This window comes from Devosia sp. MDV22-iso42 (assembly GCF_058629155.1).
In genome coordinates this window covers 20326-45618 of sequence record NZ_JBZVWR010000012.1, presented here as the reverse complement: position 1 = coordinate 45618, position 25293 = coordinate 20326, and the positions used below count along the sequence as shown (strand labels likewise).

Genomic DNA, 25293 nt, shown 5'->3' with positions numbered 1-25293 from the left:
TGCGGCCGGCCCTCAGTAATCCTGTTCGTAATAGACGCCAAGGCTGCTGTCGCCGTCTTGGCCGGTCGAGCCGGTGACCTTGAGGTCGTCAGTCACATCGAGGTTGATCGTCACCCTGCTCTGTCCGCCGGCCCCGGCCTGCACGCCCAGATACACATTGTCCTGCAGATAGGCGCCCGCCTGTACCGCCACATTGCCCGAGCTGTCGGTGACGATATCGAGATCGTCCAGTCCGGCAGCGCCGCGCAGATTGTCCACCAGCCCGTTGCCACCGCCGCCGCCGACCAGTTCGGCTGCCGCGGCGGCCAGCTTGGCCAGTTGCAGCGGCGACAACTCGCTGATCGAGCGGTTGAAGATAAGCCGGCTCAGCACTTCGTCCTGCGGCAGCTGCGGGGTCGAACTGAAGCTGACGTCAATATCGGAAGCCCGGCCCGAGACCGTCACGAACACGGTGATATCCTCGCCCTCGGTACGCGCTACCAGGTTGAGCACCGGGTCGAGATCGCCCACCAGCGTCACGGTGCCGCTTTCAAAGATGACCCGCTGGCCCAGAATGGCCAGCCGGCCCCGCGTCAGCTCGAACGCCCCCACCGGCTGGATGTCGCCGATCGGCCCGGTAATGCGCACCGAGCCGCCCACTTCGGCATCGAGCCCGCGGCCGCGGATGAAGATCTGGTTGGGCGCATTGACATTGATGTCGAGCAGCACGCCCGTCGGTCGCGACTGCGGAATGGGCGCGCCGCTGCGGTCGTCGATCCGGGCGCGCGCCAATGTCTGCTCGACCGCTACCGGCGTATTGACGTGGTCCACCTCGATCAGCGCGGCGCCGCCGCCCAGATTTTCCGGCACCGTAATATTGGCCTCTTCCACCAGCACATCGCCGCTCAGCAGCGGCGAGCCAGTGAGATTGCCGGTCAACGCCAGGTTGCCCGAGGCGGTGGCGACAAACAAATTGCCATCGGCATAGCGCGCCGAATTGAGGGCGACCCTGATATCGGCGGGGAAGCCACCGGACAGGCCCACCGAGCCGGAGGCCGAGACCGATCCGCCCGTGGCCAGGCTTGACGACAGGCTGTCGATGACCAGGCGATCGCCATTGAGACTGGCCGAGCCGGTAATGGCGTCCAGCCGCAGGTTCAGTTCCGGATCGACATAGCTCGCCCCGCTGGTCGCCACCCGCCCGCCAAACTGCGGCGCGCTGAGGCTGCCGCTGACCTGCGCATCCAGCGTCACCACGCCGGCCAGCTGGCCCCCGCGCTCGGCCACGAAGCGGTTGGCTAGCGCCAGGGGCGCCGAGCCCTGCACACTGAACGCCATGCCACTGCCGCTCAGTGGCACCGTGCCCGAACCGCTCAGCGTGAGGCCGCCCGCCCCATTGGCATTCAGCGATGCCAGCGTCACCGTACCATTGGCAAAGCTGCCTTCCGTGCTCAGGCTGAGCGGGGCAATGCCATATTCATTGATCGCCGTGGCATTGATCCCCTCGGCCTGCGCGCTGAAGCGCACCTGCGGATCACTGCTCGAGCCGCTCACCCGCGCCTGTCCGTTCACGGTACCAGCCAGGCCAAGATCGGGGGCCACGGCATTGGCGATCGACAGCGGCAGCGCGGCAATATCGAGCACGATATCGATGCTCTCGCCGGCCGAACCGCTGGCGGTGATCGAGCCGGAGCCGACATCGAAACGTACGGCATCGAGGCGGATATCCGCGCCGGCCACTTCCAGCACGGTGGGCTGCGCCAGCCGCGCCATCAGGTCGCCCTGCGCCAGCTCTGCCCGGTCCAACGCCAGCCGATAGCCGGCCTCGATCGGCGTCAGTGAGCCGGCCAGGTCGATATCCGTCCCGGTCGCCAGCACGGCCTGGGCGTCAAAACTGGTGGTTTCGCCCACTTGCGTCGCCCGCGCACTCAGTGTGTCGATATCGACGCCGGCGGCCGAAACCGCGCTGGCATTGATCGCGCCATTCACCTGCGGCACACCAAACAGATCGGCTATGTTGGCATTAATATCGGCGGCACCCACCCGGATGTCGTTGATCGCCAGTGCCTGCACGTCGCCGCGAATGCTGGCGCTCTGCTCGGCGCCATCCGGCGCCAGCGTGATCTCGGCATTGATCGATCCTGAAGCCTCAAGCAGCGCCAGCGCCGCCGCCACCGAGACATCCGGCGAGACGACGCTGAGCCCGCCATCGATCAGCCCGGTGACCACGGTGCGCGTCAGTCCGCCGCTGATCCGCGTGCCGGCGGCCTGGAAGTCGATATTGTCCAGCGTCTGCGCCGCCGGTGTCAGGCTCAGGTCCGCCGCCAACGTGGTGGCAAAGCCATCGAGCGCGCCGCCGCCGCTGATCGCCCCGGTGAGGTTCTCCTCGGCATATTGCCCGGCAAAGCGCAGCGCCCCGTCGCGCAGGGCGCGACCGGCCAGCTGGCCGCTCGGCACGGTGGCATCGAGGTTGAGCGCGATCACGCCTTCTGTGCCCCGCGCCGTGCCCACCACACCCAGCGCGCCGTTCGCCTGCGGCGACAGCAGCGCCAGATCAGCCAGGTCAAGGTTGAAGGCGAAATCAGCCAATGTGCTCGAATAGGTGCCGTCGGCCAGCATCTGCACCTGACCATTGGCGATGCGGAAATCCTCCGCGGTCAGCCCGGCGCGGTTGCGCGCCACCCGGCCCGACAGGGTCACTTCACCCGCCAGCAAGCCGTCGGCAATGTCGTCGTCAATGGTCAGGTCGCGGCCGGTACCATCCAGCGTCAGGTCAAACCCGCCGGTCAGCGGCTTGACCGTGCCCGTTGCCGCCAGCGTCATGCCGCCGGAAAGGTCGCGTCCCGCCAGCCCTGAGAAGGGGGCAATACTGGTCGTTTCCAGCGCGATATCGCCGGCAAAGTCAAAGCCGTCCAGCTGGCCCGACAGCGCCGCCGTGAGCGCTTCGCCCACTACGCGCAGCTGCGCCAGTTCCACCGGCTGGCCGGCATTGTAAACGCCGGCCAGGCCGATGCCGATTTCATTGCCCAAGGCCGCTTCGGTCGCCGCATCGGCGCTGATGCCGCTCAGCGTGCCATCGCCATTGAAGGTCACCATGCGCGCCGCCGGATCGTCTAGCGCCGAGGCCACCCCGCTCACGGTCAGCGCCACCGTCTCGGCACCCAGGCCCGGCTGGGCAAAGCCATTGATACTGAGACTGGCGCGCCAATCCTGCGCCGCGCCGGCAGCTTCCGCCCCGCCATAATCGACGCTGAGCTGTGCCGAATTGACCGTCGTCGCTGCGCCCGCCACCGGCAGCGTCACCGCGCCACCGGCCGGATCGCTGACCACCGCGTTCAGCGTCAGCTGGCGCAGGAAATTGTCGCCGGTCGTCTCGGCCGCCGCCTCGAGCTGCAATTGCCCGCCGCTCAGCTTGAGCCCGGTGATCGAAATCCCCCCGCCATCGCGCAGCAGCGCCTGGGCGCTCAGCGCCGTCTCAGTGCCAAAGAAGGGTCGATAGGCCTCCACCATGAGCATGGACAGCGGTCCGCGCAGATCGGCATCCACGGCAAAGCCTTCACCCGTCTGCCGCACCGTGGTCGCGCCGCTCAGCGCCACCTGGCCATTGGCCTGCAGTTCCAGCGTCGTGCGCAGGTCGGCCACCGGCCCCGCGCCGGCCAGCGTCAGCGTCACCGCCGGTCGACCCTCGACATTGAGCAGATTGGCGATCACCCCATCGGCGGGCTCGACCAGTGCCAGGCGCATGTCGATGCTGTTGTCGCTACCCTGATAGGCCAGGTCGAGATCGAGCGTGCCGCCCGGCCCATCGAGCCGGACAATGTCGAGATGGGTGTCGAGATTACCGCTGTCGAGTGTAAAGGCACCGGCCAGCGAGACTTCAGAGCCCAGCCCGAAAACAGTTTCGCCGAACGTCACCCTGGGAACATTAAGCTCCTGCAGTACGATAGCGACGGGAAATTCGGGGATGGCAAAGCTGCCCTCTTCCGCCGGCGGCAGGTCGATCTGGTCATTGGGCACCGCATTGCGGATATAGTCGATGCTCTCGGCGGTCAGCGACCGCACCTCGAGCCGGCCCAGGAACAGGGCCGCCTGGTTCCAGCTCAGCTGCGCATTGTTCACCCGCAGCCAGACGCCCTCGGCATCCGAAATGGTGATCTCGCGCACCGAGACGTCCGAGCCCAGGGCCCCGTCGATATTGGAGAGGCGGATCTGCCGCTCCGGCGTCGATAGCCGGTCCTGCACGAAGCTGGTCAGCCAGCCCTTCTGCTCGTCCTCGCTCATGGAAAGCACGTCCTGCGCCACCAGGGTGGCCGGCACGCCAAACCCGGCCAGCAGCAGCACGATGATCCAGAAACGCCGCATTAGAAAGCCTGCCCGATGCCGACATAGACGGCGTAATTGGCGTCGCCCGGCTTCTTGTTGAGAGGAATGGCCACGTCGAGCCGCAAGGGCCCCAGCCCGGTATAGTAGCGCAGGCCGGCGCCCGCCCCGATCCGCAGGTCGTCAATGCCCGGGAACACGTCGGCGGCGACATAGCCGCCATCGACGAAACCGACGACACCAATAGTGTCGGTCACCTTGACCCGCGCTTCGAGCGAACCTTCCAGCACATAGCGGCCACCGGTGACGATACCGCTGCCGTCATTGACGCCGATCGACTTGTAGCCATAACCGCGCACCGAGCCGCCGCCACCGGCAAAGAACAGCTTGTCCGGCGAGATTTCTGCTAGGCTCGGCCCGACCACGGCGCCGGCCTTGATGCGGCCGGCCAGCACGAAGGGGTCGCTTTCGCCAAAGCCGAAATAGGTACGACCCTCGACCTCGATCTTGCCGCCCGGGTTGGCGAACTGGAATTCGTAGAACGGCTCGACGCGCGCCTGCGCGTACCAGCCGCTGGTGGCATCCACCTTGTCATCGCGGAAGTCCAGCGTCGCTGCGCTATACAGCCCGGCAGTGGTGAAATCGCGCGTGCCGAAGGCATCGTCGAACCGGCTGCGCTCAAGGCTCGCCCCGCCCTCGAAGGTGATTTCGTCGGTATAGAAATGCGTCATCCCGAGCCGACCCTCCGCCGAGGTTTCGGTATAGGTCGGATAGACCGTCCGCTCCGCCGAAAGCACGGCTACCAAGTCGGTATCTGGCGTGAAGACGCCCGGCTTGGTGAAGGTGCCGCCGAAGAAATAGTCGAACTGCGCCGTATCCACCGGATAGGCGATGCTGGCTACGCGCGCATCAAGCCGCAGCCTCTCGGCCTGGCCGAACAGGTTCCGCCACAGGTGGAAGGCTTCCACCCCCAGCCCGTCGATGCTCGAATAGCTGGCGCCGGCGCCAAACCGCGCGCCGGGCAGCTCCTGCACGATCAGATTATACGGCAGCAGGCCATCGCTGCCGATCGATTCGGCCGCTTCCAGCCGCGCCGAGCGGAACACTTCGAGCCGATCCAGCCGCTTTTGCGCCCGTTCCACTTCGTCGGGATCGAACGCCTCGCCGGTCAACCCGGCCTGCCTTTGCACAAATTCGGGGTCCATGCGCTCGGTGCCGCTGACGGTGACTGCGCCAAATGAGGCCTGCCGGCCCGGATTGACCGTGATGGTGACGTCCACCGTCGAGCTGGCATGGTCGGCCACCACATCGCGACTGGCGATCACGGCCTTGGCAAAGCCCTGCTGCCGCCAGGCTTCGAGCGCCAGTGCCTCGGCTCGGGTGATGACGCCCGAGCGCGCGATCTCGCCGGCGCCAAAGCCACGGCTGGCCGGCGGCTCGACATAGTCGAACGGATCGCTGGTCTCGGGCGCCTGATTGACGATATTGACGCTGTTGAACCGGAACAGCGGACCGGGATCGACATTGAGCACCACATCGACCGGATCGGGCAGTTCCACATCCGGCGCCAACCGCGCCGCTTCCTGGCCGCCGACCCGGATGCTGACCACGCCGCCATAATAGCCTTCGCCATAGAGCGCAGCGACAATGCGTTTGTAGTCGCCGCGTGCCTTGGCCAACAGCCCCGCCGCGCCCGAGGCAGGCTCGGCCTCGTCCGCCACCAGGGCCGAAGCACTGCGCACGACGCTCTCAAGCGCGCTTTCGCCATTGACCGCCACGGTCACCCCATAGGGCTGCGGATCGGCAATTACCGCCGCCGCGTCCACCGCGTCGGGGTCTTCAAACAGTCTGAGACCGAATATCTCAAAGGCAGCAACAGGTGCGGCGGCCATGCCCAGACCGGCGGCCGCCACGCACAGGGCGCAAAAACTCAATACATGTCGCGCTTTATGCAGTGAACCAATCCCGCCCATTACGCTTCAACCAGAAAGGCAGAAGCCGACATTGCCATATCGGGCGACAACTTTGTGTTAAGCAAGCTGCGCGCGGCCCAAGCAGACCGCCCGCCTCTTCTGACGATCCGGCAAGAGTTTACCGCGAGCCCCTGCCATCGCACAAGCGCTGAGGCCGATTGGAGAAAAATGTGATCCGCAGCCGCGGCACTGCACCCATCTATTCTCGCGCCAGCGCCTCGACCGGGTCCATATGCGCCGCCGAACGCGCCGGCATGAAGCCGAACACCACCCCGATGAGGCTCGCCGAAGCGATCGCCAGCACCATCGATTCGGCCGAATAGGCCATGCTCGCTCCCGGCACCAGCGCCGTCAGCAGCGCGCCCAGGGCAAAGCTCAGCCCCACTCCGGCCGCCCCGCCGACAAAGCACACCAGCACCGCTTCGATGAGGAACTGCCGCAGGATATCGCCGCGCCGGGCGCCCACCGCCATGCGGATGCCGATCTCCTTGGTGCGCTCCGAGACGCTGACCAGCATGATGTTCATCACCCCGATGCCGCCCACCACCAGCGAGATCACGGCAATGGTCGAGATCAGCAGCGTCAGCGTCGCCGAGGTGGATTGAATGGTCTGGCGGATCGTATCGGTATTCATCAGGAAGAAATCGGTAGTGCCGTCATGCAGCCGTGTCACCAGTTCGGTGATCTCGCTCTCCGCCTGCGCCATGTCATAGTCATCGGCCACCCGCACCGCGATCGAGCTGAGATAGTTCTGCCCCAGGATGCGGTCGAGTGCGGTTGTATAGGGCACGTAGACATTGGCCGAACTGCCGCCCGGTCCGAAGCCCGACACGGTTTCCACTACCCCGATTACCCGCACCGGCACCTTGCCCAGCATGATCACCTGGCCGATCGGATCCTCGCCATTGAGAAAGATCGCGTCGCGCGCATTGCCGTCGATCACCGCTTCCTGGGTGCGCTCGGCAATGCTGGTCCGGTTGAAACCTACACCCGCATCAAAGCTGCGGCCATTGACCTCGAAGTACTGCTCGCCCACCCCGGTTACCGTGGCATTGGACGAGGTGTTGCGGAACAGCACGGTGGCGCTGCTCGATACCTGCGGCGTCACGCTATGGGCAAAGTCCTGTGTCGCCAGCGCCTCGGCATCGCTGGGCAGCAGGGTGCGGATGCGGGCCGAGCGGCGGTCGCCGAACCCGGTGCCCGGATTGATATTGATCGTATTGGTGCCGATCGAGGAAATGTTGTTCAGCACCGTCTGCTGGCTGCCCTGCCCCAGCGCCACCACGCTCACGACCGAGGCAATGCCGATGATGATCCCCAGCATGGTCAGGAATGTGCGCATCTTGTGCGCCACCATGGCCCGCAGCGCCATGTTCAGCGCCTCGGCCCCGCGATCAAAACCCGCGCGCCAGCGGGCAACCTTGTTGGTCGGCTGACTGCGGCGCGCCATGCGTGTCTGGGCGCCTGTCCGCTTGTCGGAAATGATTACCCCGTCGGCAATCTCGATCACCCGTTCGGTCAGCGCTGCCACCGCCGGATCATGGGTAACGATGATGATCGTATGCCCCTCGCCATGCAGTTCGGCCAGCAGCGCCAGCAATTCCTTGCCGCTGCGCGAATCCAGCGCCCCGGTCGGCTCGTCGGCCAGAATGACCTCACCGCCATTCATCAGCGCCCGCGCCACGCTGACGCGCTGCTGCTGTCCGCCCGACAGCGCATTGGGACGGTGTGTCAGCCGGTCGCCCAGGCCCAGCCGCGTCAGCAACGCCGTCGCGCGTTCCCGCCGCGTCCTCGCTTCCACCCCGGCATAGACCGCCGGCATGGCCACGTTCTCCACTGCGTCGAGGTCGGCCAGCAGCTGATAGCGCTGGAAGATGAAGCCGAAATGCTCGCGTCGCAGCCGCGCCAACGCATCGGGTCCCAGCCCGCTGACATCCTGGCCGGCAAAGCTATAGCTGCCTTCGCTGGGGCGGTCGAGGCACCCCAATATGTTCATCAGCGTCGACTTGCCCGAGCCGGACTGGCCGATGATCGCCACCAGCTCACCCTGCTCGATATCGAGATCGACATCCCTGAGCACGGTCACCGCCTCGGCGCCGGTCTGGAAGCGCCGCGTCAGGCCGCGCAGCGAAATGATCGGATCGGTCACGGCGGGCCACCGCCGAGGAGGCCACCGCCCCCGCCAAATCGCCCGGTGCCACCGCCTGCCGCCGTGCGGGCTCCGATGCCGACAGTGCCGCCGGTCACCACCAGGTCGCCCTCGTCTAGCCCGCTGGTAATTTCAGCCTGCACATTGTTGTTGAGCCCCAGCTCGACCGGACGCGGCGTGATCTGCTTGGTGTCCGGATCATAGACCCGCACCATGGTCTGGCCGCGCGGGTCCTTGTTGGTCACCAGCGCCGAACTCAGCACCAGCGCCTCCGTGGCTTCGGCCAGCACGATGGTCACCTGCGCCGTCATCGAGATGCGAAGCTTGTGGTCCGGATTGGGCACGTCGAACAGCCCGTTATAATAGATCGCCGTATCGGTCGAACTCGTGTCGTCGGCGATCGAACTGGGCGCCGGCTCGACCTCGCGCAACTGCGCATCGATCTGCACATCCGGCTCGCCCAGAATAGTGAAATAGGCCCGTTGGCCGGCCGCCACCCGCACCACGTCGGCCTCCGAGATTTCCGCCTTGATCACCATGGTGTCGAGGTCGGCGATCTTGACGATGGTGGGAATGGTCTGGTTGGCATTGACCGTCTGCCCCTGCTCGACCAGCAGCGCCACGATCGTGCCGGCGCTGGGCGCCTCGATCCGCGTACGCGCCAGGTTGAGCTGCGCCGATTCCACGCTCAGTTCCGCCTGCGCCAGTTGCGCATCGAGCTGGTCGATCTGCGCCGCTGCCGCATCCACCGAGGCCTGCGCCGTCTCGAGATCGGTCTGCGAAACCAGCGCATTGGCATTGAGCTGTTCATTGCGCGCCAGCGTCGCCTGGGCATTGGCCAGGCTGACCTCGGCGCTGCGCTTTTGCGCCTGCATGCCGGCCAGCACGGCTTGCGCCGTCTTGACCGCATTTTCCTGATCGAGACTGTCGATCTCGGCGATAAGGTCGCCCGCCTTGACGTCCTGGCCCAGCCTGACATGCACCGCCTCGATCCGGCCGGATACCTCGGCGCCGACGCTGACCAGCGAATTGGCCTGCAGCGTCCCTGAAGCCAGCACGGTCTGCTCGATATCGGCGCGCCCCACCGCCACGGTCGCCGGCACGGTATCGTCCGGCTTCTGCCCCTGGAAATACCACCAGGTCGCGCCCGCCGCGCCGCCCAGCACCAGCAGTATCACCAGCCATCTTGCCAGATTTTTCAAGTGCCCACCCCGAGTTCTCAGCTGTACTTCCTAGCCGGGACGGTAATGCCGATCACGTGAGGACTTGGTAATCAGGTTACATTTTGGAAAGGTTGCCCACGGCCGCTCGCGGGTTGACGGCCCCGGCCGGCCGGTCCACCTTGCGGTTCTGCCGTTTCATCCAGGACCTTGCCATGTACCAGCTGCTTGACCCCAGCCGCTTCGTCGTCTTCATCACCGGCGCCACGTCCGGCTTTGGCGAAGCCGCCGCGCGCCGCTACGTCGCCGCGGGCGGCAAGGTCATCGCCACCGGCCGCCGCTGGGATCGCCTGGTCGATCTGCAGATCGATCTGGGCCCGGAAAACTGCCACATCATCGCGCTCGACGTGCAGGACCGCGCCGCCATCGACACCGCCATTGCCGACCTGCCTGCTCCCTTTGCGGGCATCAATATCGTGCTGGCCAATGCCGGTCTGGCGCTCGGCCTGCAGCCCGCCGCCGAGACCGACATCACCGACTGGGAGACCATGATCGCCACCAATATTACCGGTCTGGCCTATACCGTACGCGCGCTCCTGCCCGGCCTCATCGCCCGCGGCGGCGGCCATATCGTCACCCTTGGCTCGGTAGCCGGTGACTATCCCTATCCCGGCGGCTCGGTCTATGGCGCCACCAAGGCCTTCGTGAAGCAGTTCGCGCTCAACTTGCGCTCGGACCTGCAGGGCAAGAATGTCCGCGTCACCAATATCGAGCCGGGCCTGACCGAAACCGAATTCTCGCTGGTTCGCTTCAAGGGCGACGAGGACAAGGCGGCCAAGCCCTATGCCGGCACCAAGGCGATGAATGCCGAGGACATTGCCGAAACCATCTTCTGGAGCACCACGCTCCCCGCCCATGTCAATGTCAACCGCCTCCAGGTCATGGCCACCACCCAGGCCTGGGGTCCCTTCGACATCTACCGCGGCGCCTGAACCATGCGCATCGTCTCGCTCAACGCCTGGGCGGGACGCCTGCATCCCGAGATCCTGGACTATCTCGCGACGGTCGACGCCGACGTGCTCTGCCTGCAGGAGGTCTCACGCACGCCCGGCGCACGCACCGGCTGGCTGACCTATCGCGAGCCCGGGCTCGACCTGCCGCAGCGCGCCAACTTCTTTGACGAGGTGGCGGCGGTGCTGCCGGGGCATGACGGCATGTTCGCCCCCACCGCCACCGGCCCGCTTTTTGACGGCGACACGCCGGTCGCCTCACAGTTCGGCCTTGCCACCTTTGTGCGCAAGACGCTGCCTGTCACCGCCCAGGCCGTCGATTTCGTGCACGGAAACTATAGTGCCGACGGCTGGGGCACCCACCCGCGCGCCCGCAATGCCCATGTCCTGCGCCTGCTCGATCCGGCCGGCATTCCGCTGACCATCGCCCAGATGCACGGCCTGCGCGATACCACGGGCAAAGGCGACACGCCCGCCCGGATCGCCCAGGCCGAAGCGCTGGTCGCCCTGATCCGCCGCGTCTGGCCCGGCAATGAACCCTTGGTGGTTTGTGGGGATTTCAACCTGCTGCCCGACAGCGCCACCTTCGCCATTCTCGGCCAGCTCGGCCTGCGCGACCTCGTCACCACAGGCGGCCACACCGATACCCGCACCAGCCACTATGCCAAGCCCGGCCGCTTTGCCGATTACCTGCTGGTCACTCCCGACGTCGCGGTCAAGCGCTTCGACGTCATGGCCCAGCCCGAAGTCTCCGACCATCGCGCCCTTTCGCTCGATATCGCCTAAAACCCCAGGAACCGCGCCGTATCGGGATCGACCGGCACGCCCTCGGCTTGCCGCCGCGCCACCGTCTCCCATTCCCGATCGCCCGGCGCCATGACCCGCTCGGCCCCCTCGCGCACCGGCGCCGCGCGCAGGCTGGCCAGATAGCCCGTCATCATCAGACCGAACATGTCGCGCCCTATGAACTTGTCCGGGTCGATCACTAGAACGAAGTGGCCCATATTGCGGGGCGTCGAAATATCCCCGCCTGGCCCGCCATACATCGGGATGAAATCGCCATCCAGCGTCGTGCCGGTCAGCAATGCCGAAAACAGCGTCGCCACCCCCGCCAAAGCCGCGCCCTTGTATCCGTAATCGGCGCCACCCAGCGGCAGCAGCATTTCGGCCATGTGCGGATCGGTAGTCTCGTTGCCATGCACATCAGCCGCCACACCCTCGGGCAGTTCCAGCCCCAGCGAGCGGTGCAGCAGCACCCGGTTCATCGGGATCGATGAGGTGGCCATGTCGACCAGCCAGGGCCGGCTGTCCGGCACTGGCGCCCCAAAGGCCAGTGGATTGGTGCCGTGGAAGCGCGCCGCGCCATCGAACAGCGCCACCATGGAATCGGTATTGGTGGTGGCAAAGGTGATGAAGCCCGCATCCGCCCCGGCCAGCGCATAGGCGCCCGCCGCCCCCAGATGGGAGGAATGGTGGATCCCCACCGCGCCGACCCCCGCCTCACGCGCCAGTTCGATGCCGACCTCGACCGCCTTATAGGCCGCATAATGGCCCAGCCCGTCATCGCCATGCACCATGGCGCTGCCGGCAGCCCGCTTGTCGACTACCAGCTGCGGATCCTTGTTGAGCCGCCCGCCCGCCAGCATCTGGCAGTAATGCTCGGTCAGCCGCACGCCATGGCTGTCCACCCCCACCATGGAGGCATGCAGCATCGCCCTGGTGGCCGCCGCCAGCGACGCCTCGCTGGCGCCCGCACCCCGCAACGCTGCCGCCACCCGCTGCTCCAGCAGCGCTGCCGGATAAGTCTGCGCGCCCGTGTCGATCGCCATGCCTGCACTCCCTGCCATCCGGCTCTTCCATACCAGAATTCGAGCGCCCCGCCTGCGTCAGATCGGCCTTGGCCAAACTTTCCACTGGCACTTGCCCTTGACCGCATTATGCTATTGCCAACCCTGAGGCTTTTCATGACCGCCATCGACGCCACCACCCATGACCTCTGGCAGGTGATCGCCGCCACCGACGAGATCCAGCCCGGCCTGGTCGAGACCACGCTGCTGCTCGACACCAAGCTTGCCATCACCCGCGATGCCGACGGCCTGCCCGTCGTCTGGCGCCGCACCCATGAGCAGCGCGGCGACGAGATCGACCCCGAGAGCATTATCGAGCGCCTCCCCGTCATTACCGGTTATGGCTATATCTGGACCAGCTTCGGCCACCCGCCGGCCGCGCTCTTCCCCATTCCCGAATATGCCGAGCCCGACCGCAAGAACATGAGCTGCGGCTCCATCGGCATTCACGTCTCGGCCCCGCGCGCCGTGGAAAACTTCCTCGACATGGGTCACTTCCCCTATGTCCATACCGACATTCTGGGCGCCGAGCCGCATACCGAGGTCAAGGAATATGACGTCGAGGTCTCCGAAGAGCGCGACGAGGTGCTGGCCACCAAATGCAAGTTCTTCCAGCCCCGCGCCGCGCTCTCGGCCACCGAGGGCATGGATGTCGAATATGTCTATCGCGTGCCCCATCCCTTCTGCTCGGTGCTCTACAAATCCTCGCCCGAGGCCCCCGAGCGCCGCGACGTCATCGCCATTTTCCTCCAGCCTATGACCGAGGAAAGCTGCCGCGCCCATCTGCTGCAGTCGATGATCGATTCCACCTCCACCGTCACCGACTTGCGCCGGTTCCAGCAGACCATTTTCGGCCAGGACAAGCCGATTCTGGAAAACCAGTATCCCAAGCGGCTCCCCCTTGACCCACGTGCCGAAACCCCGATCCGCGCCGACAAGTCCGCCATTGCCTACCGCCGCTGGCTCAGCCAGAAGGGCATCACCTATGGCACCATTCCCATGGCGAGCTGACGCCATGCAGCGTGCCCCGTACGCCAGGGCGCGCCGGTACCGACCTCATCCGATCGTGGCGCGATCCCTTACTCCTCGGATGATCCCATGACGCTCTCCCTGACCGACCCCGCCTGGTACCCCATCGCCTCCAGCGACGATCTGCCCTTTCGCCACGTGTATCAGGGCCAGCTGCTCGGCCGCGAACTAGCCGTCTGGCGGGCCGATGACGGCAATGTCAATGTCTGGGAAAACCGGTGCCTCCATCGCGGCGTGCGCCTCTCCATCGGCGTCAACGAGGGCGCCGAGCTCAAATGCCAGTATCATGGCTGGCGCTATGCCAACCGCTCCGCCGGCTGCACCTATATCCCGGCCCACCCCGCCGACGCCCCGGCCCGCCGCATCGAAAACCGCACCTATCCGGTGCAGGAAGCCTATGGCCTGGTCTGGTCCGCCGCCACCAGTGACCGCCCCTTCGCCCCCTTCCCCGGCGCCGAAACGACCGACGACTGGTTCGCTTTGCGCCCCATGCCGGTCAATGCCGCGCCCGAAGCCGTCATCGCCGCCCTTGGCCGCCTCGCCCCCGATGATCAGCCGGCCCAGATCCTGCCCGGCCTCGCCATCCGTCTCGGCACCACGCTCTATTTCGTCCAGCCCGTCGATGCCGGCCGCGCTGTCATCCGGGGGCTGCTGCAAGGCCAGCCCGATGACGCGAGCCTCGCCCTGCGCCACCACAACGAGACGCTGACCAAGCTGCGCGACCGGCTCGAACGCGCTGCGGCCCGCCAGCCCGCGCCAACGCCGCTGCAGCCGGCCTTTGACAAGGTCTCGGCCGAGCTGGCCACCATGCCCGATATCGCCATTCCGCGCGGCACCACCATCCCGGTCGTGGTCAAGCGCAAATGGACCAGCGCCGATGGCGTGGTGGGCTTTGAGCTGGCCGATCGCGACACCCGCCACCTGCCCACTTTCCAGCCCGGCGCCCATATCGATGTTCACCTGCCCAATGGCCTGATCCGGCAATATTCCATCACCAATGGCCCGGGTGACCTGTTGAGCTATGTCATTGCCGTCAAGCAGGAGAGCGCCAGCAAGGGCGGCTCAAAGATCCTCGTCGACACCGTGCGCGAGGGCGATGTGCTGGCCATTTCCGAGCCGCGCAACAATTTCCCGCTGCGCCGCGACGCCACCCGCACCGTGCTGATTGCCGGCGGCATCGGCATCACGCCTTTGCTCTCCATGGCCCGCTTTCTCGACAAATCCGACCTGCCCTATGAGCTGCATTACTTCACCCGTCTCGGCGAACAGGTCGCCTTCCGCAGCGAGCTCGCAGCCCTGCATGGCAAGGTCATGCTCCATACCGGCCTGCCGCGCCCCGAGATCGGCAGCACCATCGCGGCCACCCTCGGTACGTGGAGCTTCGCCCAGCACGTCTATGTCTGCGGCCCCTCTGCCATGCTCGAAACCGTCCGCGCCACTGCCGCCGCGCAAGGCTGGCCGGATGAATCCATCCATTTCGAATACTTCAAGAACGACAAGCCCATCGACGATTCCTCGTCATTTGATGTCGAACTCGCCCGCTCGGCGATGACCCTGCACGTGCCATCGGGCAAGACCATTCTCGAGGTGATGCGCGAGGCCGGGCTGACCGTCCCTTCCTCCTGCGAACAGGGCGCCTGCGGCACCTGCCTCACCGGCGTGCTGGAGGGCGAATGCGACCACCAGGACGTCTATCTCAACGACAGCGAGAAGCGCGCCAATACTGCCATGATGACCTGCGTCTCCCGCGCCAAGAGCGCGCGCCTCGTGCTGGATATCTGATCATGACCATCACCCTGCACGACTTCGAGCTCTCCGGTAACTGCTACAAGCTGCGCCTGCTGATGAGCGTGCTCAAGCTGCGCTATGACGTCGTGCCGGTCGATTTTTATCCCGGCCGCCAGCACAAGTCCGATGCCTTCCTTCGCCTCAATCCCTTCGGCCAGCTCCCCGTGCTGCAGGACGATGACCTGACCCTGTCGGATTCCGGCGCCATCTTGGCCTATCTGGCCACAAAGTACGATCCGACCGGCCAATGGTTTCCCACCGATCCGGCGATCCTGGCCCAGGTACTGCGCTGGCATGCCGTGGCCGATGACATCACCGCCACCAGTTCGGCCGCCCGCCTGGCACTGGGCTTCTTCTACGATGTCGACCTGCCCAAGGCGCAGGCCGGCGCCCACGCCATCTTCCGCCTCATGGACGAGCATCTGTGGTTCGGCGAGCGCGAGGGCCGCGACTGGCTCTGCACGCCAGCCCATCCCACCACGGCCGACATTGCCTGCTTCCCCTATGTCATGCTGAGCGAGGAAGGCGGCATTTCCCGCCAGGATTATCCCGCCCTCCGCCGCTGGACCGACCGCGTGCGCCGCGTGCCCGGCTTCGTCGTCATGTCCGGCATCTTCCCCGCCGGCAAGGCGCTGCCGGCCCAGCACGGGAGTGCCGCATGACCGAAACCGACCGCCAGTACCATTGGGAAAACGTCTATTCCACCAAGCAGGAAAACGAGGTCAGCTGGTTCGAGGACACGCCCGAACTCTCCGTCAGCCTGCTGCAGGAGGCTGGGCTGTCGCCCGCCATGGCCGTGATCGACATCGGCGGCGGCGCCTCCCGCCTCGTCGATGCCCTGCTGGCACGCGGGCAGGACCATGTCACGGTGCTCGATCTATCCGCTGCCGCCCTCGCCACGGCGCGAGACCGCATCGGCCACAAGGCCAGGGCCACCTGGATCGTCTCGGACATCACCCGATGGGCGCCGGACCGCGCCTATGACCTCTGGCATGATCGGGCCGCTTTCCATTTCCTCACCGCGCCGGCTGACCAGCAGGCCTATGCCACTATCCTGCACGCCGCCCTCAAGCCGGGCGGCCGCGCCGTCATCGGTACCTTTGCACCCGATGGCCCGGAAAAATGCAGCGGCCTGCCCGTGGCCCGCCACGACGCCGCCTCGCTCGCCGCTGTGCTCGGGCCCGGTTTCCGCCTGCTCGCCACGCAGCGGCACGAACACGCCACGCCCTGGGGCTCGGTGCAGAAGTTCCAGTTCAGCACCTTCGAGCGGCTCTGATACGACGGGATCACTGCACGCTGGCCGGGCGGCCTGCCCCACATCCGTCACCTGCGCCGCTCGGAGCTGCAGCAGCGGGAGGGACCGCAGTTCCTTGGAGCGGTAATCGTGCCAGCCCCTAGCCCCGCGCCGCCAATCCCGCTATTGCCTTGGGCAAAATCGAGGAGTCTTTGCATGATTATCGAACCCAAGATCCGCGGCTTCATCTGCACCACGGCCCACCCCACCGGCTGCGCCACCAATGTACAGCGCCAGATCGACCATGTCGTGGTCAAGGGCCCCATTGCCTCGAGCCGCAAGCGCGTCCTCGTGCTGGGCTGCTCGACCGGCTATGGCTTGGCCTCGCGCATCGTCACCACCTTTGGCAGCGACGCCGACACGGTCGGCGTATCCTTCGAGCGCCCGCCTGCCGAAGGCAAGACCGCTTCGGCGGGCTGGTACAATAACCGCGCCTTCGAGAACCGCGCCCGCGCCGCCGGCCGCAAGGCCGTCACCATCGAGGGCGATGCCTTTTCCGATGCCATCAAGGCCGAAGCCATTGCGGCCATCAAGGCCAATCTGGGCCAGGTCGACCTCATCGTCTATTCGGTAGCCTCCCCGGTCCGCACCGATCCGACCGATGGCGTCACCTATCGCTCTGCCATCAAGCCCTATGGCGCCCAGGTCACGTCCAAGACGCTCAATACTGCCACCGGCGAAGTCTCCGAGATCACCGTCGAGCCCGCCACCGAGGAAGAGGCCGCCGCCACCGTCAAGGTCATGGGCGGCGAGGATTGGGAACTCTGGATCAAGGCTCTTTCCGAGGCCGGTATACTGGCCGATGGCTTCCAGTCGCTCAACTATACCTATCTGGGCAGCGAGCTGACCTGGCCCATCTACCACAATGGCACTTTGGGCCGCGCCAAGGCCGACCTCGACCGCGCCGCCGCCGCCATCCGTGCGGCCCATGGCGCGCACGCCGCCCATGTCGTCGCGCTCAAGGCCGTCGTCACCCAGGCCAGTTCCGCCATTCCCGTCGTGCCGCTCTATGGCACCCTGCTGATCAAGGTCATGGACGAAATGGGCATTGGCGAGGGCACGATCGAGCAGATCGATCGCCTGTTCCGCGTCAAGCTGCAGGGCGATGTGGCGCTCGATAGCGACCACCGCGTCCGCGTCGATGATTGGGAACTCTCGGGCACCGTGCAGGCCGAACTCAAAACGCGCTGGGCCGCGCTCACCACCGAGACCCTGCCCAGCCTGGCCGACCTACCCAAGCACCGCGCCGAATTCCTCAAGCTCTTCGGCTTCGGCCTGGGCGGCGTGGACTACAGCGCCGATGTCGATCCGCAGATCGTCAACTGATCTCAACAATTGGGGCGCCATCGGCGCCCCTTTGCCTAATAGCGCACGCCGCGTTTGGCGATGATCTGGGCGATCCGCTCGACATCCTCCGCCTGCAGGAACCGCCCGCGCTCCAGCAGTTCCAGCGTATATTCCTCATAGGTCAGGCCGATCTTCTCGGCCCGCCGCGCCCGCATCATGGCGATCTCGTAGGGCACTTCGGCAAACGCTTCGCGCTTGGCCTTCTTCCATTCGAAATAGTTGCCCACCGGGCCCGATCCCCACGGGCGCTCTGACTCCTCCAGCGGCGGTCCGCCATTGTCACCAGGCCTGCGCATCTTCACGCCGCATCTCCCGCTGTCGGCGGATAAGCATGTTCCATTCCCTGCCAGTCGCGCACCAGAAACTGCCCGTCAGCGCTCACAATGCTCGCCGCCCCGATATCGGCCTTGCCGTGCCCGCCCGGAATATCGAGCACATAGGTGGGCTGGGCCAGCCCCGAGATCTTGCCCCGCAGCGCCCCCACCAGCGCCTGGCCCTCTTCGATGCTCATGCGGAAATGGCTGGTCCCCGGCGCCAGGTCCGGATGGTGCAGGTAATAGGGCTGCACCCGGTTTTCGACAAAGGCCCACATCAGCGCCGCCAGTGTCTCGACATCATCATTGATCCCCTTGAGCAGCACCGACTGGCTGACCAGCGCAATGCCGCCATCGGCCATCCGCGCCATGGCCGACCGCGCCGCCGCGGTGAACTCGCGCGGATGATTGGCATGGACGGCCAGATACGTCGTCTTGCCGCTGGCCTTGAGCGCCGCAATCATGGCCGCATCCACCCGCTCGGGCTCCACCACGGGCACCCGCGTATGAAAGCGCACGACTTTGACATGCGCGATATCCGCCAGCCGCGCCATCATCTCGCTCAGCCGCCGCGGCGACAGCACCAGCGGATCGCCGCCGGTCAGGATCACTTCCCAGATTTCCGCATGCGCGGCGATATACGCAACGGCCACGTCTAGCTCATCGGGCGTCAGCGTCCCCAGCCCCGCCGGCCCCACCATTTCGCGGCGGAAACAGAAGCGGCAATAGACCGGGCAGACATGCACCGCCTTGAGCAGCACCCGGTCGGGATAGCGATGCACGATCCCCTCGACCGGCGAATGGCTGAGGTCCCCGATCGGATCGGCCCGCTCGTCCGGCGTCGTCACCAGCTCGGCCGCGCTCGGCACGAATTGCCGCGCCATCGGATCATTGGGATCGGTGACGTCGATCAGCGCCATCACAGCGGGCGTGATCGCCACAGCATATTTCGCCGCCACGGCCGCCAGCCCGCCGGCATCATCTACCAGACCCGCCTCGACCAGGCCTGCCACCGACTTGATCGCCCGCTGCCCGCTCATTCGGCCACCGGCGCCCATAGCACCGCCTCGATCTTGGGCGCCGCCGTCGCCAGCATGACCAACCGGTCAAAGCCAAGCGCGACGCCACTGGCCGCCGGCATCAGCGCCAGCGCGGCCAGGAAATCCTCGTCGATCGGATAGCGCTCGCCATAGAGCCGCGCCTTCTCGTCCATCTCGGCCGTGAACCGCCGCCGCTGCTCGTCCGCGTCGGTCAGTTCGCCAAAGCCATTGGCCAGTTCCACGCCGCAGGCATAGAGCTCGAACCGCTCGCTGACCCGCTGGTCATCAGCCGCCCGCCGCGCCAGCGCCGCCTCGGCCGCCGGATAGCGGTCCAGCACGGTGATCCGCCCCAGCCCCAGCTGCGGCTCCACCTTGTCGGTGAGGATCAGGCTGAACAGATAGCTCCAGCTGGTGTCGGCCGGCACGGCCATGCCCAAAGCCGCCATCTGCGCTGCCAGCTTCTCGCCATCGGTGACGCCCTCCGCATCCATGCTGGCAAACAGGTCGATCCGGGCATGTCGTAAAAACGCCTCGACAACGCTCAACCGCTCCGGCGCCGCAAACGGGTCGCAGACCCGATCCCGATAGATCAGCGCCGCCACCCCGGTCGTCGTCGCCGCCAGCCGCAGCAGCGCCACGCAGTCCGCGATCACCGCGTCATAACTCTCCCCCGCCCGATACCATTCCAGCATCGTGAATTCGGGATGGTGCAGCGCGCTGCGCTCACGATTGCGCCAGACATGGCCCAGGCTGGCGATCCTGGTCTCCCCGGCGGCCAGCAGCTTTTTCATGCTGAATTCGGGCGAGGTATGCAGATACATCGCCTGCCCCACCCCGTCATTGCCGATCATCTGCGTGCCAAAGGCATGCAGATGCGTCTCGTTGCCCGGCGAGCGCTGCAGTCCCGGCGGATCGACCAGCAGGAAATCCTCTGCCGCCAGGTAGCTGCGCACCGCCGCCTCGATGCGGTTGCGCGCCAACAGGATCGGCCGGCGGTCGGCATGCACGGCCGGGGTCCACCACGGCGAGGCTGGCAGGCGATCAGATGCGCTCATGAGACCTTTATGACACCAAGGCTGGAGATTTGCGCCGAGATAGGGTAGTTGGCGCACGAAAGCTTATTTCCGCGCGCGGACGGCCCTGCCTCTACGACGCGCATCCGATACGAACAAGGAAGAATAATGGTCAAGGTCATCGCCTCGTCGCTGCGCAAGGGCAATGTGGTCGAGCAGGACGGCAATCTGCACGTCGTGCTGACGGCGGAAAACGTCCACCCCGGCAAGGGCAACTCCATCACCAACGTCAACATGCGTCGGATTTCCGACGGCGTGAAGGTCGTCGGCCGCTGGCGCACTGTCGAAATGGTCGAAAAGGCCGATGTCGATGACCGCGAATATGACTATCTCTATTCCGATGGCGAGGGCCATCACTTCATGGAGCCTTCGAGCTTCGAGCAGATCACCGTCCACGACGACGTGATCGGCGACCAGAAGGCCTATCTGACCGATGGGATGAAGGTTCACCTCAAGACCTTCGAAGGCACCGCCCTCTCCATGGAACTGCCCCAGCGCGTTACCGTCGAGATCGCCGAGACCGAGCCAGTGGTCAAGGGCCAGACGGCCTCCTCGTCCTACAAGCCAGCTCTGCTGACCAATGGCCTCAAATGCATGGTCCCGCCCCATATCGGCGCCGGCATCCGCATCGTCATCAACACCGAAGACAATTCCTACGTCGAACGCGCGAAGGACTGATCGCCGGCCGCCTGCGGCGGCAAAATCTGCCCGGTGGGGAGATTTAGGCGATCAGGCCCGGAGAGCTACGCTCGCAGGGCCCAGGTGATCCGCATGCACGATCCAAGTAAAAACGGGCCCCATCGGGGCCCGTTCCTATTTCTCGTCCATCTGTCCGGCCGCAGCATTCCAGTGCGCTTCCGCCCGGTCGATCGGCGTGCCTTCGGCCAGCCAGCGATCATAGGCCATATGCCGCTGATGCATTTCCTTGGCGCGCAGCCAGTAGTCGAAGGCCCGCCCCTCGGGTCGGCCATCGTGCTCCCACAGGAAGTAGGCCGTGCGCCGGATGGCCTCGGCCAGCTCGGAATTCTTCAGCATGATACCGGTTCCCAAAGGACCGGACGCGGCGTTGCCGCCGCGCCCGCACAGCCCTTAGGCAGCCTTCTGGTTCACCGCGCTGGTGGCCAGCTGGCTCAGCGTCTGGTCGGTGGCCACTTCTTCCTGCAGGGTGGCGTCGAGCAGGCTGACGGCCTCCTTCATGCCCAGCTCGTTCGCCCAGGTCTTGAGCGTGCCGTAGCGGGCGATTTCGTAGTGCTCGACAGCCTGGGCTGCAGCAACGAGGCCGGCATCAAGGGCGATGGTGCCCTTGTACTCGTCCATGATCGACTTGCCTTCCTCCAGAATGCCGAGAATGGCGTCGCAGGTCTTGCCGCGGGCCGGCTTGCCCAGCAGCTCGAAGATCTGCTCAAGGCGGTCGATCTGGCCTTCGGTTTCCACCTGGTGCTTTTCAAAGCCGGCCTTGAGCTCGGCCGACTGCGCTGCCTTGGCCATCTTGGGCAGGGCCTTCACGATCTGGCGTTCGGCATAATAGATGTCCTTGAGCGTATCGAGGAACAGGTCGTCGAGAGTTTTTTCGGCAGCCATTTGCTGTCTCCATGCGTGGTAATTGAGGACGCTGGCCAAACAACGTAGTAACCTGCGGACGGTTCCCGACAATTGATCCATGGGGCACCTTGTACCGTACCGTACCTGTTGCCCCAATCCGTGCCTCACATCAGATCGGCCGCCGCATGACAGCAGCTCTTTATCCCGCCGATTTCTACCAGAACCGACGCGGCCACACCGCCCATGCCGCGCGGCGCCTGCTGGCCGCCCTGCCGGCCGGCCTGCCCCGCGCCAGCTTTGCCGATATCGGCTGCGGCACCGGCACCTGGCTTGCCACCGCCCTGGCAGCCGGGGCTCAGTCGGCCTTGGGTGTCGAGGGCGCCTGGGTCACCCCCGCCATGCTCGATGATCCGCGCATCGCCTTTGTGCCGCATGATCTGGAACAGCCTTTTGCCGGTCCGCGCGTCGATCTGGCCCTCTCGCTGGAAGTCGCCGAACACCTGTCCCCCGCCCGTGCCGACAGCTTCGTCGCCGATCTGGTGGCGCTGGCCCCCGCCGTGCTTTTCAGCGCCGCCATTCCCGGCCAGGGCGGCGTCGGCCACCTCAACGAGCAGTGGCAAAGCTGGTGGGCCGCCCGCTTCGCCCGCCATGGCTACACGGCACACGACCTTATCCGCCCCGTTCTCTGGGCCGACGACGCCATCCCCGCTTGGTACCGGCAGAACGCTATCTTGTATCTGGACGCCGCCACCACGACGGCGCTGGGCCTTACCCCCACCGACCCGGCTCTGCTCGATACCGTCCACCCGGCCTTCTGGTCCCGCGCCAACCGCGAACTGGCCTATGCCAATGCCCTGCCCGAATCCGAAGTGCTCAAGCACCAGGCCGAGGCAGCGCAGCAGCAATAGGGCCTAGCGCGCCGCCCAGAGCAGGCCGCGCCGCAGGATTTCGCGGACCGGACCGCCCGCCAGTTCGTCGGCCGTATGGCCGAGCGAGGAATAGAACACCCTGCCGCGGTCATGCAGGGTGGTGAACACCACCGGCATCACCACGTCCTTACGCCACGGGTGGAATTCCCCCGAAAACGTGGTCGTCGCCAGCACATCGACCGCCGGGTCATAGTTCAGGTAATACTGCTCGCTGATATGCTCGAAGCTCTCGATTCCCGCCATGATCGGGTGCGCGGCCTGTGCCACATCGACCGTATAAGTGATGATATTGCCCGGATGCTGCACCCAGTAGCAGCTGGCCGCATAGCGGAACGGCACGCTGGCGCGAAAGCTGGTCGCCAGCCCCATGTGATAGCCCGCCAGCCCCGTCCCCGCCCGCACCGCCGCGATCAGCCGGTCCATCTTGTCGGGCGCCAGTTCGCCTGCCGTGATCACCGGCACGACGAGGTCATGACTGCCGACATCCTCGGCGCCGAGCGCGTCATAGTCGGGCGTCACCGTCACGGCAAAGCCCTCGGCCTCCAGCAGGTCGCGCACCACATGGGCGCTCCGCTCGGGCGTATGCAGTTCCATCCCGCCCCAGACGACGAGGGCTTTCTTGTTCCTGGTCACGCACAACTCCTTGGCACTATTCAACGCTCCCTGGGTTTGTCCACCAGCCCCCAGTCACCCCACCCTCATTCCCTCCCCATCAACGGGAGGGAGGCGCCAGCACAACTCCCCCCGGCTCCATCGTCTCCCTCCCCCTTGTGGGGAGGGATTAAGGGTGGGGGTGCCACAGGCACGGAACGCTCTGTGCCTGCAAGAGACCGGTCATGCATAGTTACAACCCCAGCCCCACCGCCTGCGTCCGATGCACCCCCTTGGGCACGAAGGCAAAGTGGCTCCCGATCCCCAGAAGCTTGGCCGCCAGATGCACCACGCTGAGCCACATTTCGGTCCCCTGCAGGCTCGGTTCCTGTCCGTCGGCAAAGGCAAAGCCCGCCCCGTCCAGCCAGCGCTCTTCGGCCCGCGCAATCACCGCCCGGGCAATCGCCTCGGCTTCCGCCCGGCGATGGTCACTCTGCTGCAGGCACAGCCAGAGCGGATGCACCGTGTCGAGCAGGTTGCACGCCGTATAGGTCGGCCCGGCAAACCCGCCATAATTGCGATAATTGGCCAGCACACTATCGATCGCCCGCTCGGCCTGCGGCACCGGCAGGCCGAACTGGGCATAGGTGCCGCGCGTCAACCGGTAAAAGCCGTTGACCGGCTGCAGTAGCCCCGCCGCCGCGGTCGGCGAGCCCCACAATCCCGTGGCCCGATCCTGGTTGAGCGCCAGCCAGCCGAACAGCGTCTCGCGCGCCCGGCCGGTGGAGAAATACCGCGCATTGAAATACAGCGCCGTGCCGATGGCATCCACCGCCGCGCCGGCGCCCCAGGCCCGCTCCCGCCAGCTCAGGCGTTCCAGCCAGTCGCACAGCGCCGGCGCATCGAGCTCCACCGCCGCAATTCGATGCCGCGGCTGGCCGCCAAGCAGCTCGAGGACATAGCCGACCGAGAGCACATTGTAGAGCGCCAGCCCGTCATCGCGCAGCGCCTGGCCCGGCGCCAGCGGCCGATGCGGATCGGGAAACAGCCCGGTAGCCTTATCCTGCAGCCCCTGCAGTTCGGCCAGCGTCGCCGCCACGTCCAACCCCTCGGGCAGGGCGCCGAAACCGGCGGCAATCTCGATGGCGTCATTGCGGTGCCGCAGGCTGGGCCGGCTTTGCCCATCGGCCTCGATCGACAGATAGACACCATTCACGCGGTGATTGGCCAGCACCTGCGGCCACTGCGCCGCCGCCCGCGCCCCCAGCCGCTCCAACTGCGCCACGCTGTCGCGCTTGGCCGACTGGCCGCGATAGCGCACGACCTTGGCCGGTACGCCGCCGACAATGGCCAGTGGCGGCACGTCCTTGCTGACCACCGCACCCGCCGCGATCACCGCGCCCTTGCCCACGCTCACGCCGTCCAGCACCACCGCATTGGCGCCGATCCAGACATCGTCCCCGATCGTGATGCCCAGGCTCTCATGCTTTTGCCTATGGATGGGCACATCGGGATCGTCAAAACCATGGTTGAAGCCGACCAGGCTCACATGGCTGGCAATCCGCACCCCGTCGCCGCAGCGCACCTTGCCCGAAATCATGGCATAGGCATTGACCGTGCAATGGGCGCCAAATTCGACATCGCCGCGCACCAGCGCATGCCCGGCAATCCAGCTGTCGGCGCCCAGCACCAGATGGCTGGTAAAGATCGCCGCTTGCGCCGCCACATAGGCGCCCTCGGCAAACTCGGCCCCCGCTACTTCTGCCCAATGCGCCAATCGCGCCCGATGCTCCGGGCTGGCAATATCCTCTTGTGTCCGGTCCCAGGTGAGATACTGCAACCGCGCTTCGTGCTCGACATCGTCTTGTGTCTGGTAGCTATCCACGTGCACCCTCCACCGCCCAGGTC

General features: G+C 66.0%; 21 protein-coding genes. 9 read left to right on the top strand and 12 right to left on the bottom strand.

Annotation, left to right across the window (positions count from 1 at the left end; all coding sequences use genetic code 11):
- Nucleotides 1-12 precede the first annotated feature (12 nt).
- The 4 genes from AC4NN3_RS15115 to AC4NN3_RS15100 form a co-directional block, all read right to left on the bottom strand.
- Nucleotides 13-4341, bottom strand: a complete 4329-nt coding sequence (locus tag AC4NN3_RS15115) for a translocation/assembly module TamB domain-containing protein (protein ID WP_491927917.1) — start codon at nt 4339-4341, stop codon at nt 13-15.
- Nucleotides 4341-6191 (bottom strand): autotransporter assembly complex protein TamA, encoded by a 1851-nt coding sequence (locus AC4NN3_RS15110; RefSeq protein ID WP_491927916.1) that lies wholly within the window; start codon nt 6189-6191, stop codon nt 4341-4343. The genes AC4NN3_RS15115 and AC4NN3_RS15110 overlap by 1 nt, the downstream gene beginning before the upstream one ends.
- A gap of 280 nt (nt 6192-6471) precedes the next feature.
- Nucleotides 6472-8421: a MacB family efflux pump subunit gene (locus tag AC4NN3_RS15105; protein ID WP_491927915.1), complete on the bottom strand. Its 1950-nt coding sequence runs from the start codon at nt 8419-8421 to the stop codon at nt 6472-6474.
- Nucleotides 8418-9623: an efflux RND transporter periplasmic adaptor subunit gene (locus tag AC4NN3_RS15100; protein ID WP_491927914.1), complete on the bottom strand. Its 1206-nt coding sequence runs from the start codon at nt 9621-9623 to the stop codon at nt 8418-8420. The genes AC4NN3_RS15105 and AC4NN3_RS15100 overlap by 4 nt, the downstream gene beginning before the upstream one ends.
- Nucleotides 9624-9796: 173 nt before the next feature.
- Here AC4NN3_RS15100 and AC4NN3_RS15095 point away from each other — a divergent pair, with 173 nt between their 5' ends.
- Together AC4NN3_RS15095 and AC4NN3_RS15090 are read left to right on the top strand one after the other, a co-directional pair.
- Nucleotides 9797-10573, top strand: coding sequence for an SDR family NAD(P)-dependent oxidoreductase (locus tag AC4NN3_RS15095; RefSeq protein WP_491927913.1), 777 nt, complete (start codon nt 9797-9799; stop codon nt 10571-10573).
- A gap of 3 nt (nt 10574-10576) precedes the next feature.
- The gene (locus AC4NN3_RS15090; protein ID WP_491927912.1) at nt 10577-11377 is read left to right on the top strand and encodes an endonuclease/exonuclease/phosphatase family protein; all 801 of its coding nucleotides are present in this window, start codon (nt 10577-10579) and stop codon (nt 11375-11377) included.
- Here AC4NN3_RS15090 and AC4NN3_RS15085 read toward each other — a convergent pair.
- On the bottom strand, nt 11374-12420 hold the full coding sequence (locus tag AC4NN3_RS15085) for an Ldh family oxidoreductase (RefSeq protein ID WP_491927911.1): 1047 nt from the start codon (nt 12418-12420) through the stop codon (nt 11374-11376). The two genes, AC4NN3_RS15090 and AC4NN3_RS15085, sit on opposite strands and share 4 nt — an antisense overlap.
- A 135-nt stretch (nt 12421-12555) precedes the next feature.
- Between AC4NN3_RS15085 and AC4NN3_RS15080 the strand changes: the two genes are divergently transcribed.
- The 5 genes from AC4NN3_RS15080 (at nt 12556) to fabV (ending at nt 17875) form a co-directional block, all read left to right on the top strand.
- Nucleotides 12556-13449 carry an aromatic ring-hydroxylating dioxygenase subunit alpha gene (locus AC4NN3_RS15080; protein ID WP_491927910.1) on the top strand — a complete coding sequence of 298 codons (894 nt, stop codon included), beginning with the start codon at nt 12556-12558 and terminating at the stop codon, nt 13447-13449.
- 87 nt (nt 13450-13536) lie between these two features.
- A complete protein-coding gene (locus tag AC4NN3_RS15075) occupies nt 13537-15249 on the top strand; it encodes a Rieske 2Fe-2S domain-containing protein (RefSeq protein WP_491927909.1) in 1713 nt (570 codons plus the stop codon).
- Between the two features lie 2 nt (nt 15250-15251).
- A complete protein-coding gene (locus AC4NN3_RS15070) occupies nt 15252-15917 on the top strand; it encodes a glutathione S-transferase family protein (RefSeq protein WP_491927908.1) in 666 nt (221 codons plus the stop codon).
- The gene (locus AC4NN3_RS15065; RefSeq protein WP_491927907.1) at nt 15914-16531 is read left to right on the top strand and encodes a class I SAM-dependent methyltransferase; all 618 of its coding nucleotides are present in this window, start codon (nt 15914-15916) and stop codon (nt 16529-16531) included. The genes AC4NN3_RS15070 and AC4NN3_RS15065 overlap by 4 nt, the downstream gene beginning before the upstream one ends.
- A gap of 174 nt (nt 16532-16705) precedes the next feature.
- On the top strand, nt 16706-17875 hold the full coding sequence (gene fabV / locus AC4NN3_RS15060; RefSeq protein WP_491927906.1) for an enoyl-ACP reductase FabV: 1170 nt from the start codon (nt 16706-16708) through the stop codon (nt 17873-17875).
- Nucleotides 17876-17910: 35 nt separating this feature from the next.
- On the opposite strand, the gene AC4NN3_RS15055 is transcribed toward fabV, so the two are convergent.
- From AC4NN3_RS15055 to epmA, 3 genes are all read right to left on the bottom strand, one after another.
- Nucleotides 17911-18123, bottom strand: a complete 213-nt coding sequence (locus AC4NN3_RS15055) for a hypothetical protein (protein WP_491927905.1) — start codon at nt 18121-18123, stop codon at nt 17911-17913.
- A 71-nt stretch (nt 18124-18194) separates the two neighbouring features.
- Nucleotides 18195-19250, bottom strand: a complete 1056-nt coding sequence (locus AC4NN3_RS15050; protein ID WP_491927904.1) for a lysine-2,3-aminomutase-like protein — start codon at nt 19248-19250, stop codon at nt 18195-18197.
- Nucleotides 19247-20305 (bottom strand): EF-P lysine aminoacylase EpmA, encoded by a 1059-nt coding sequence (gene epmA, locus AC4NN3_RS15045; RefSeq protein WP_491927903.1) that lies wholly within the window; start codon nt 20303-20305, stop codon nt 19247-19249. Before epmA ends, AC4NN3_RS15050 begins: the two co-directional genes overlap by 4 nt.
- Before the next feature lie 126 nt (nt 20306-20431).
- Here epmA and efp point away from each other — a divergent pair, with 126 nt between their 5' ends.
- Nucleotides 20432-21001: an elongation factor P gene (gene efp / locus AC4NN3_RS15040; protein WP_491927902.1), complete on the top strand. Its 570-nt coding sequence runs from the start codon at nt 20432-20434 to the stop codon at nt 20999-21001.
- A gap of 135 nt (nt 21002-21136) precedes the next feature.
- Here efp and AC4NN3_RS15035 read toward each other — a convergent pair whose 3' ends face one another.
- Together AC4NN3_RS15035 and AC4NN3_RS15030 are read right to left on the bottom strand one after the other, a co-directional pair.
- Nucleotides 21137-21358: a DUF2934 domain-containing protein gene (locus AC4NN3_RS15035; protein WP_491927901.1), complete on the bottom strand. Its 222-nt coding sequence runs from the start codon at nt 21356-21358 to the stop codon at nt 21137-21139.
- Nucleotides 21359-21412: 54 nt separating this feature from the next.
- Complete coding sequence (locus tag AC4NN3_RS15030; protein ID WP_491927900.1) at nt 21413-21904, bottom strand: YciE/YciF ferroxidase family protein; 492 nt, start codon at nt 21902-21904, stop codon at nt 21413-21415.
- A 146-nt stretch (nt 21905-22050) separates the two neighbouring features.
- Here AC4NN3_RS15030 and AC4NN3_RS15025 point away from each other — a divergent pair, with 146 nt between their 5' ends.
- The gene (locus AC4NN3_RS15025; protein ID WP_491927899.1) at nt 22051-22773 is read left to right on the top strand and encodes a class I SAM-dependent methyltransferase; all 723 of its coding nucleotides are present in this window, start codon (nt 22051-22053) and stop codon (nt 22771-22773) included.
- A gap of 3 nt (nt 22774-22776) precedes the next feature.
- Here AC4NN3_RS15025 and AC4NN3_RS15020 read toward each other — a convergent pair whose 3' ends face one another.
- Together AC4NN3_RS15020 and AC4NN3_RS15015 are read right to left on the bottom strand one after the other, a co-directional pair.
- On the bottom strand, nt 22777-23427 hold the full coding sequence (locus tag AC4NN3_RS15020) for a ThuA domain-containing protein (RefSeq protein WP_491927898.1): 651 nt from the start codon (nt 23425-23427) through the stop codon (nt 22777-22779).
- Between the two features lie 211 nt (nt 23428-23638).
- Nucleotides 23639-25276: an acyltransferase gene (locus AC4NN3_RS15015; RefSeq protein ID WP_491927897.1), complete on the bottom strand. Its 1638-nt coding sequence runs from the start codon at nt 25274-25276 to the stop codon at nt 23639-23641.
- Nucleotides 25277-25293: the final 17 nt, after the last annotated feature.

Coding starts and splice junctions, on each gene's coding strand:
- AC4NN3_RS15115 (WP_491927917.1), bottom strand. CDS start 4,341: ATGCGGCGTTTCTGGATCATCGTGCTGCTGCTGGCCGGGTTTGGCGTG.
- AC4NN3_RS15110 (WP_491927916.1), bottom strand. CDS start 6,191: ATGGCCGCCGCACCTGTTGCTGCCTTTGAGATATTCGGTCTCAGACTG.
- AC4NN3_RS15095 (WP_491927913.1), top strand. CDS start 9,797: ATGTACCAGCTGCTTGACCCCAGCCGCTTCGTCGTCTTCATCACCGGC.
- AC4NN3_RS15090 (WP_491927912.1), top strand. CDS start 10,577: ATGCGCATCGTCTCGCTCAACGCCTGGGCGGGACGCCTGCATCCCGAG.
- AC4NN3_RS15085 (WP_491927911.1), bottom strand. CDS start 12,420: ATGGCGATCGACACGGGCGCGCAGACTTATCCGGCAGCGCTGCTGGAG.
- AC4NN3_RS15080 (WP_491927910.1), top strand. CDS start 12,556: ATGACCGCCATCGACGCCACCACCCATGACCTCTGGCAGGTGATCGCC.
- AC4NN3_RS15075 (WP_491927909.1), top strand. CDS start 13,537: ATGACGCTCTCCCTGACCGACCCCGCCTGGTACCCCATCGCCTCCAGC.
- AC4NN3_RS15070 (WP_491927908.1), top strand. CDS start 15,252: ATGACCATCACCCTGCACGACTTCGAGCTCTCCGGTAACTGCTACAAG.
- AC4NN3_RS15065 (WP_491927907.1), top strand. CDS start 15,914: ATGACCGAAACCGACCGCCAGTACCATTGGGAAAACGTCTATTCCACC.
- fabV (WP_491927906.1), top strand. CDS start 16,706: ATGATTATCGAACCCAAGATCCGCGGCTTCATCTGCACCACGGCCCAC.
- AC4NN3_RS15050 (WP_491927904.1), bottom strand. CDS start 19,250: ATGAGCGGGCAGCGGGCGATCAAGTCGGTGGCAGGCCTGGTCGAGGCG.
- epmA (WP_491927903.1), bottom strand. CDS start 20,305: ATGAGCGCATCTGATCGCCTGCCAGCCTCGCCGTGGTGGACCCCGGCC.
- efp (WP_491927902.1), top strand. CDS start 20,432: ATGGTCAAGGTCATCGCCTCGTCGCTGCGCAAGGGCAATGTGGTCGAG.
- AC4NN3_RS15035 (WP_491927901.1), bottom strand. CDS start 21,358: ATGCTGAAGAATTCCGAGCTGGCCGAGGCCATCCGGCGCACGGCCTAC.
- AC4NN3_RS15030 (WP_491927900.1), bottom strand. CDS start 21,904: ATGGCTGCCGAAAAAACTCTCGACGACCTGTTCCTCGATACGCTCAAG.
- AC4NN3_RS15025 (WP_491927899.1), top strand. CDS start 22,051: ATGACAGCAGCTCTTTATCCCGCCGATTTCTACCAGAACCGACGCGGC.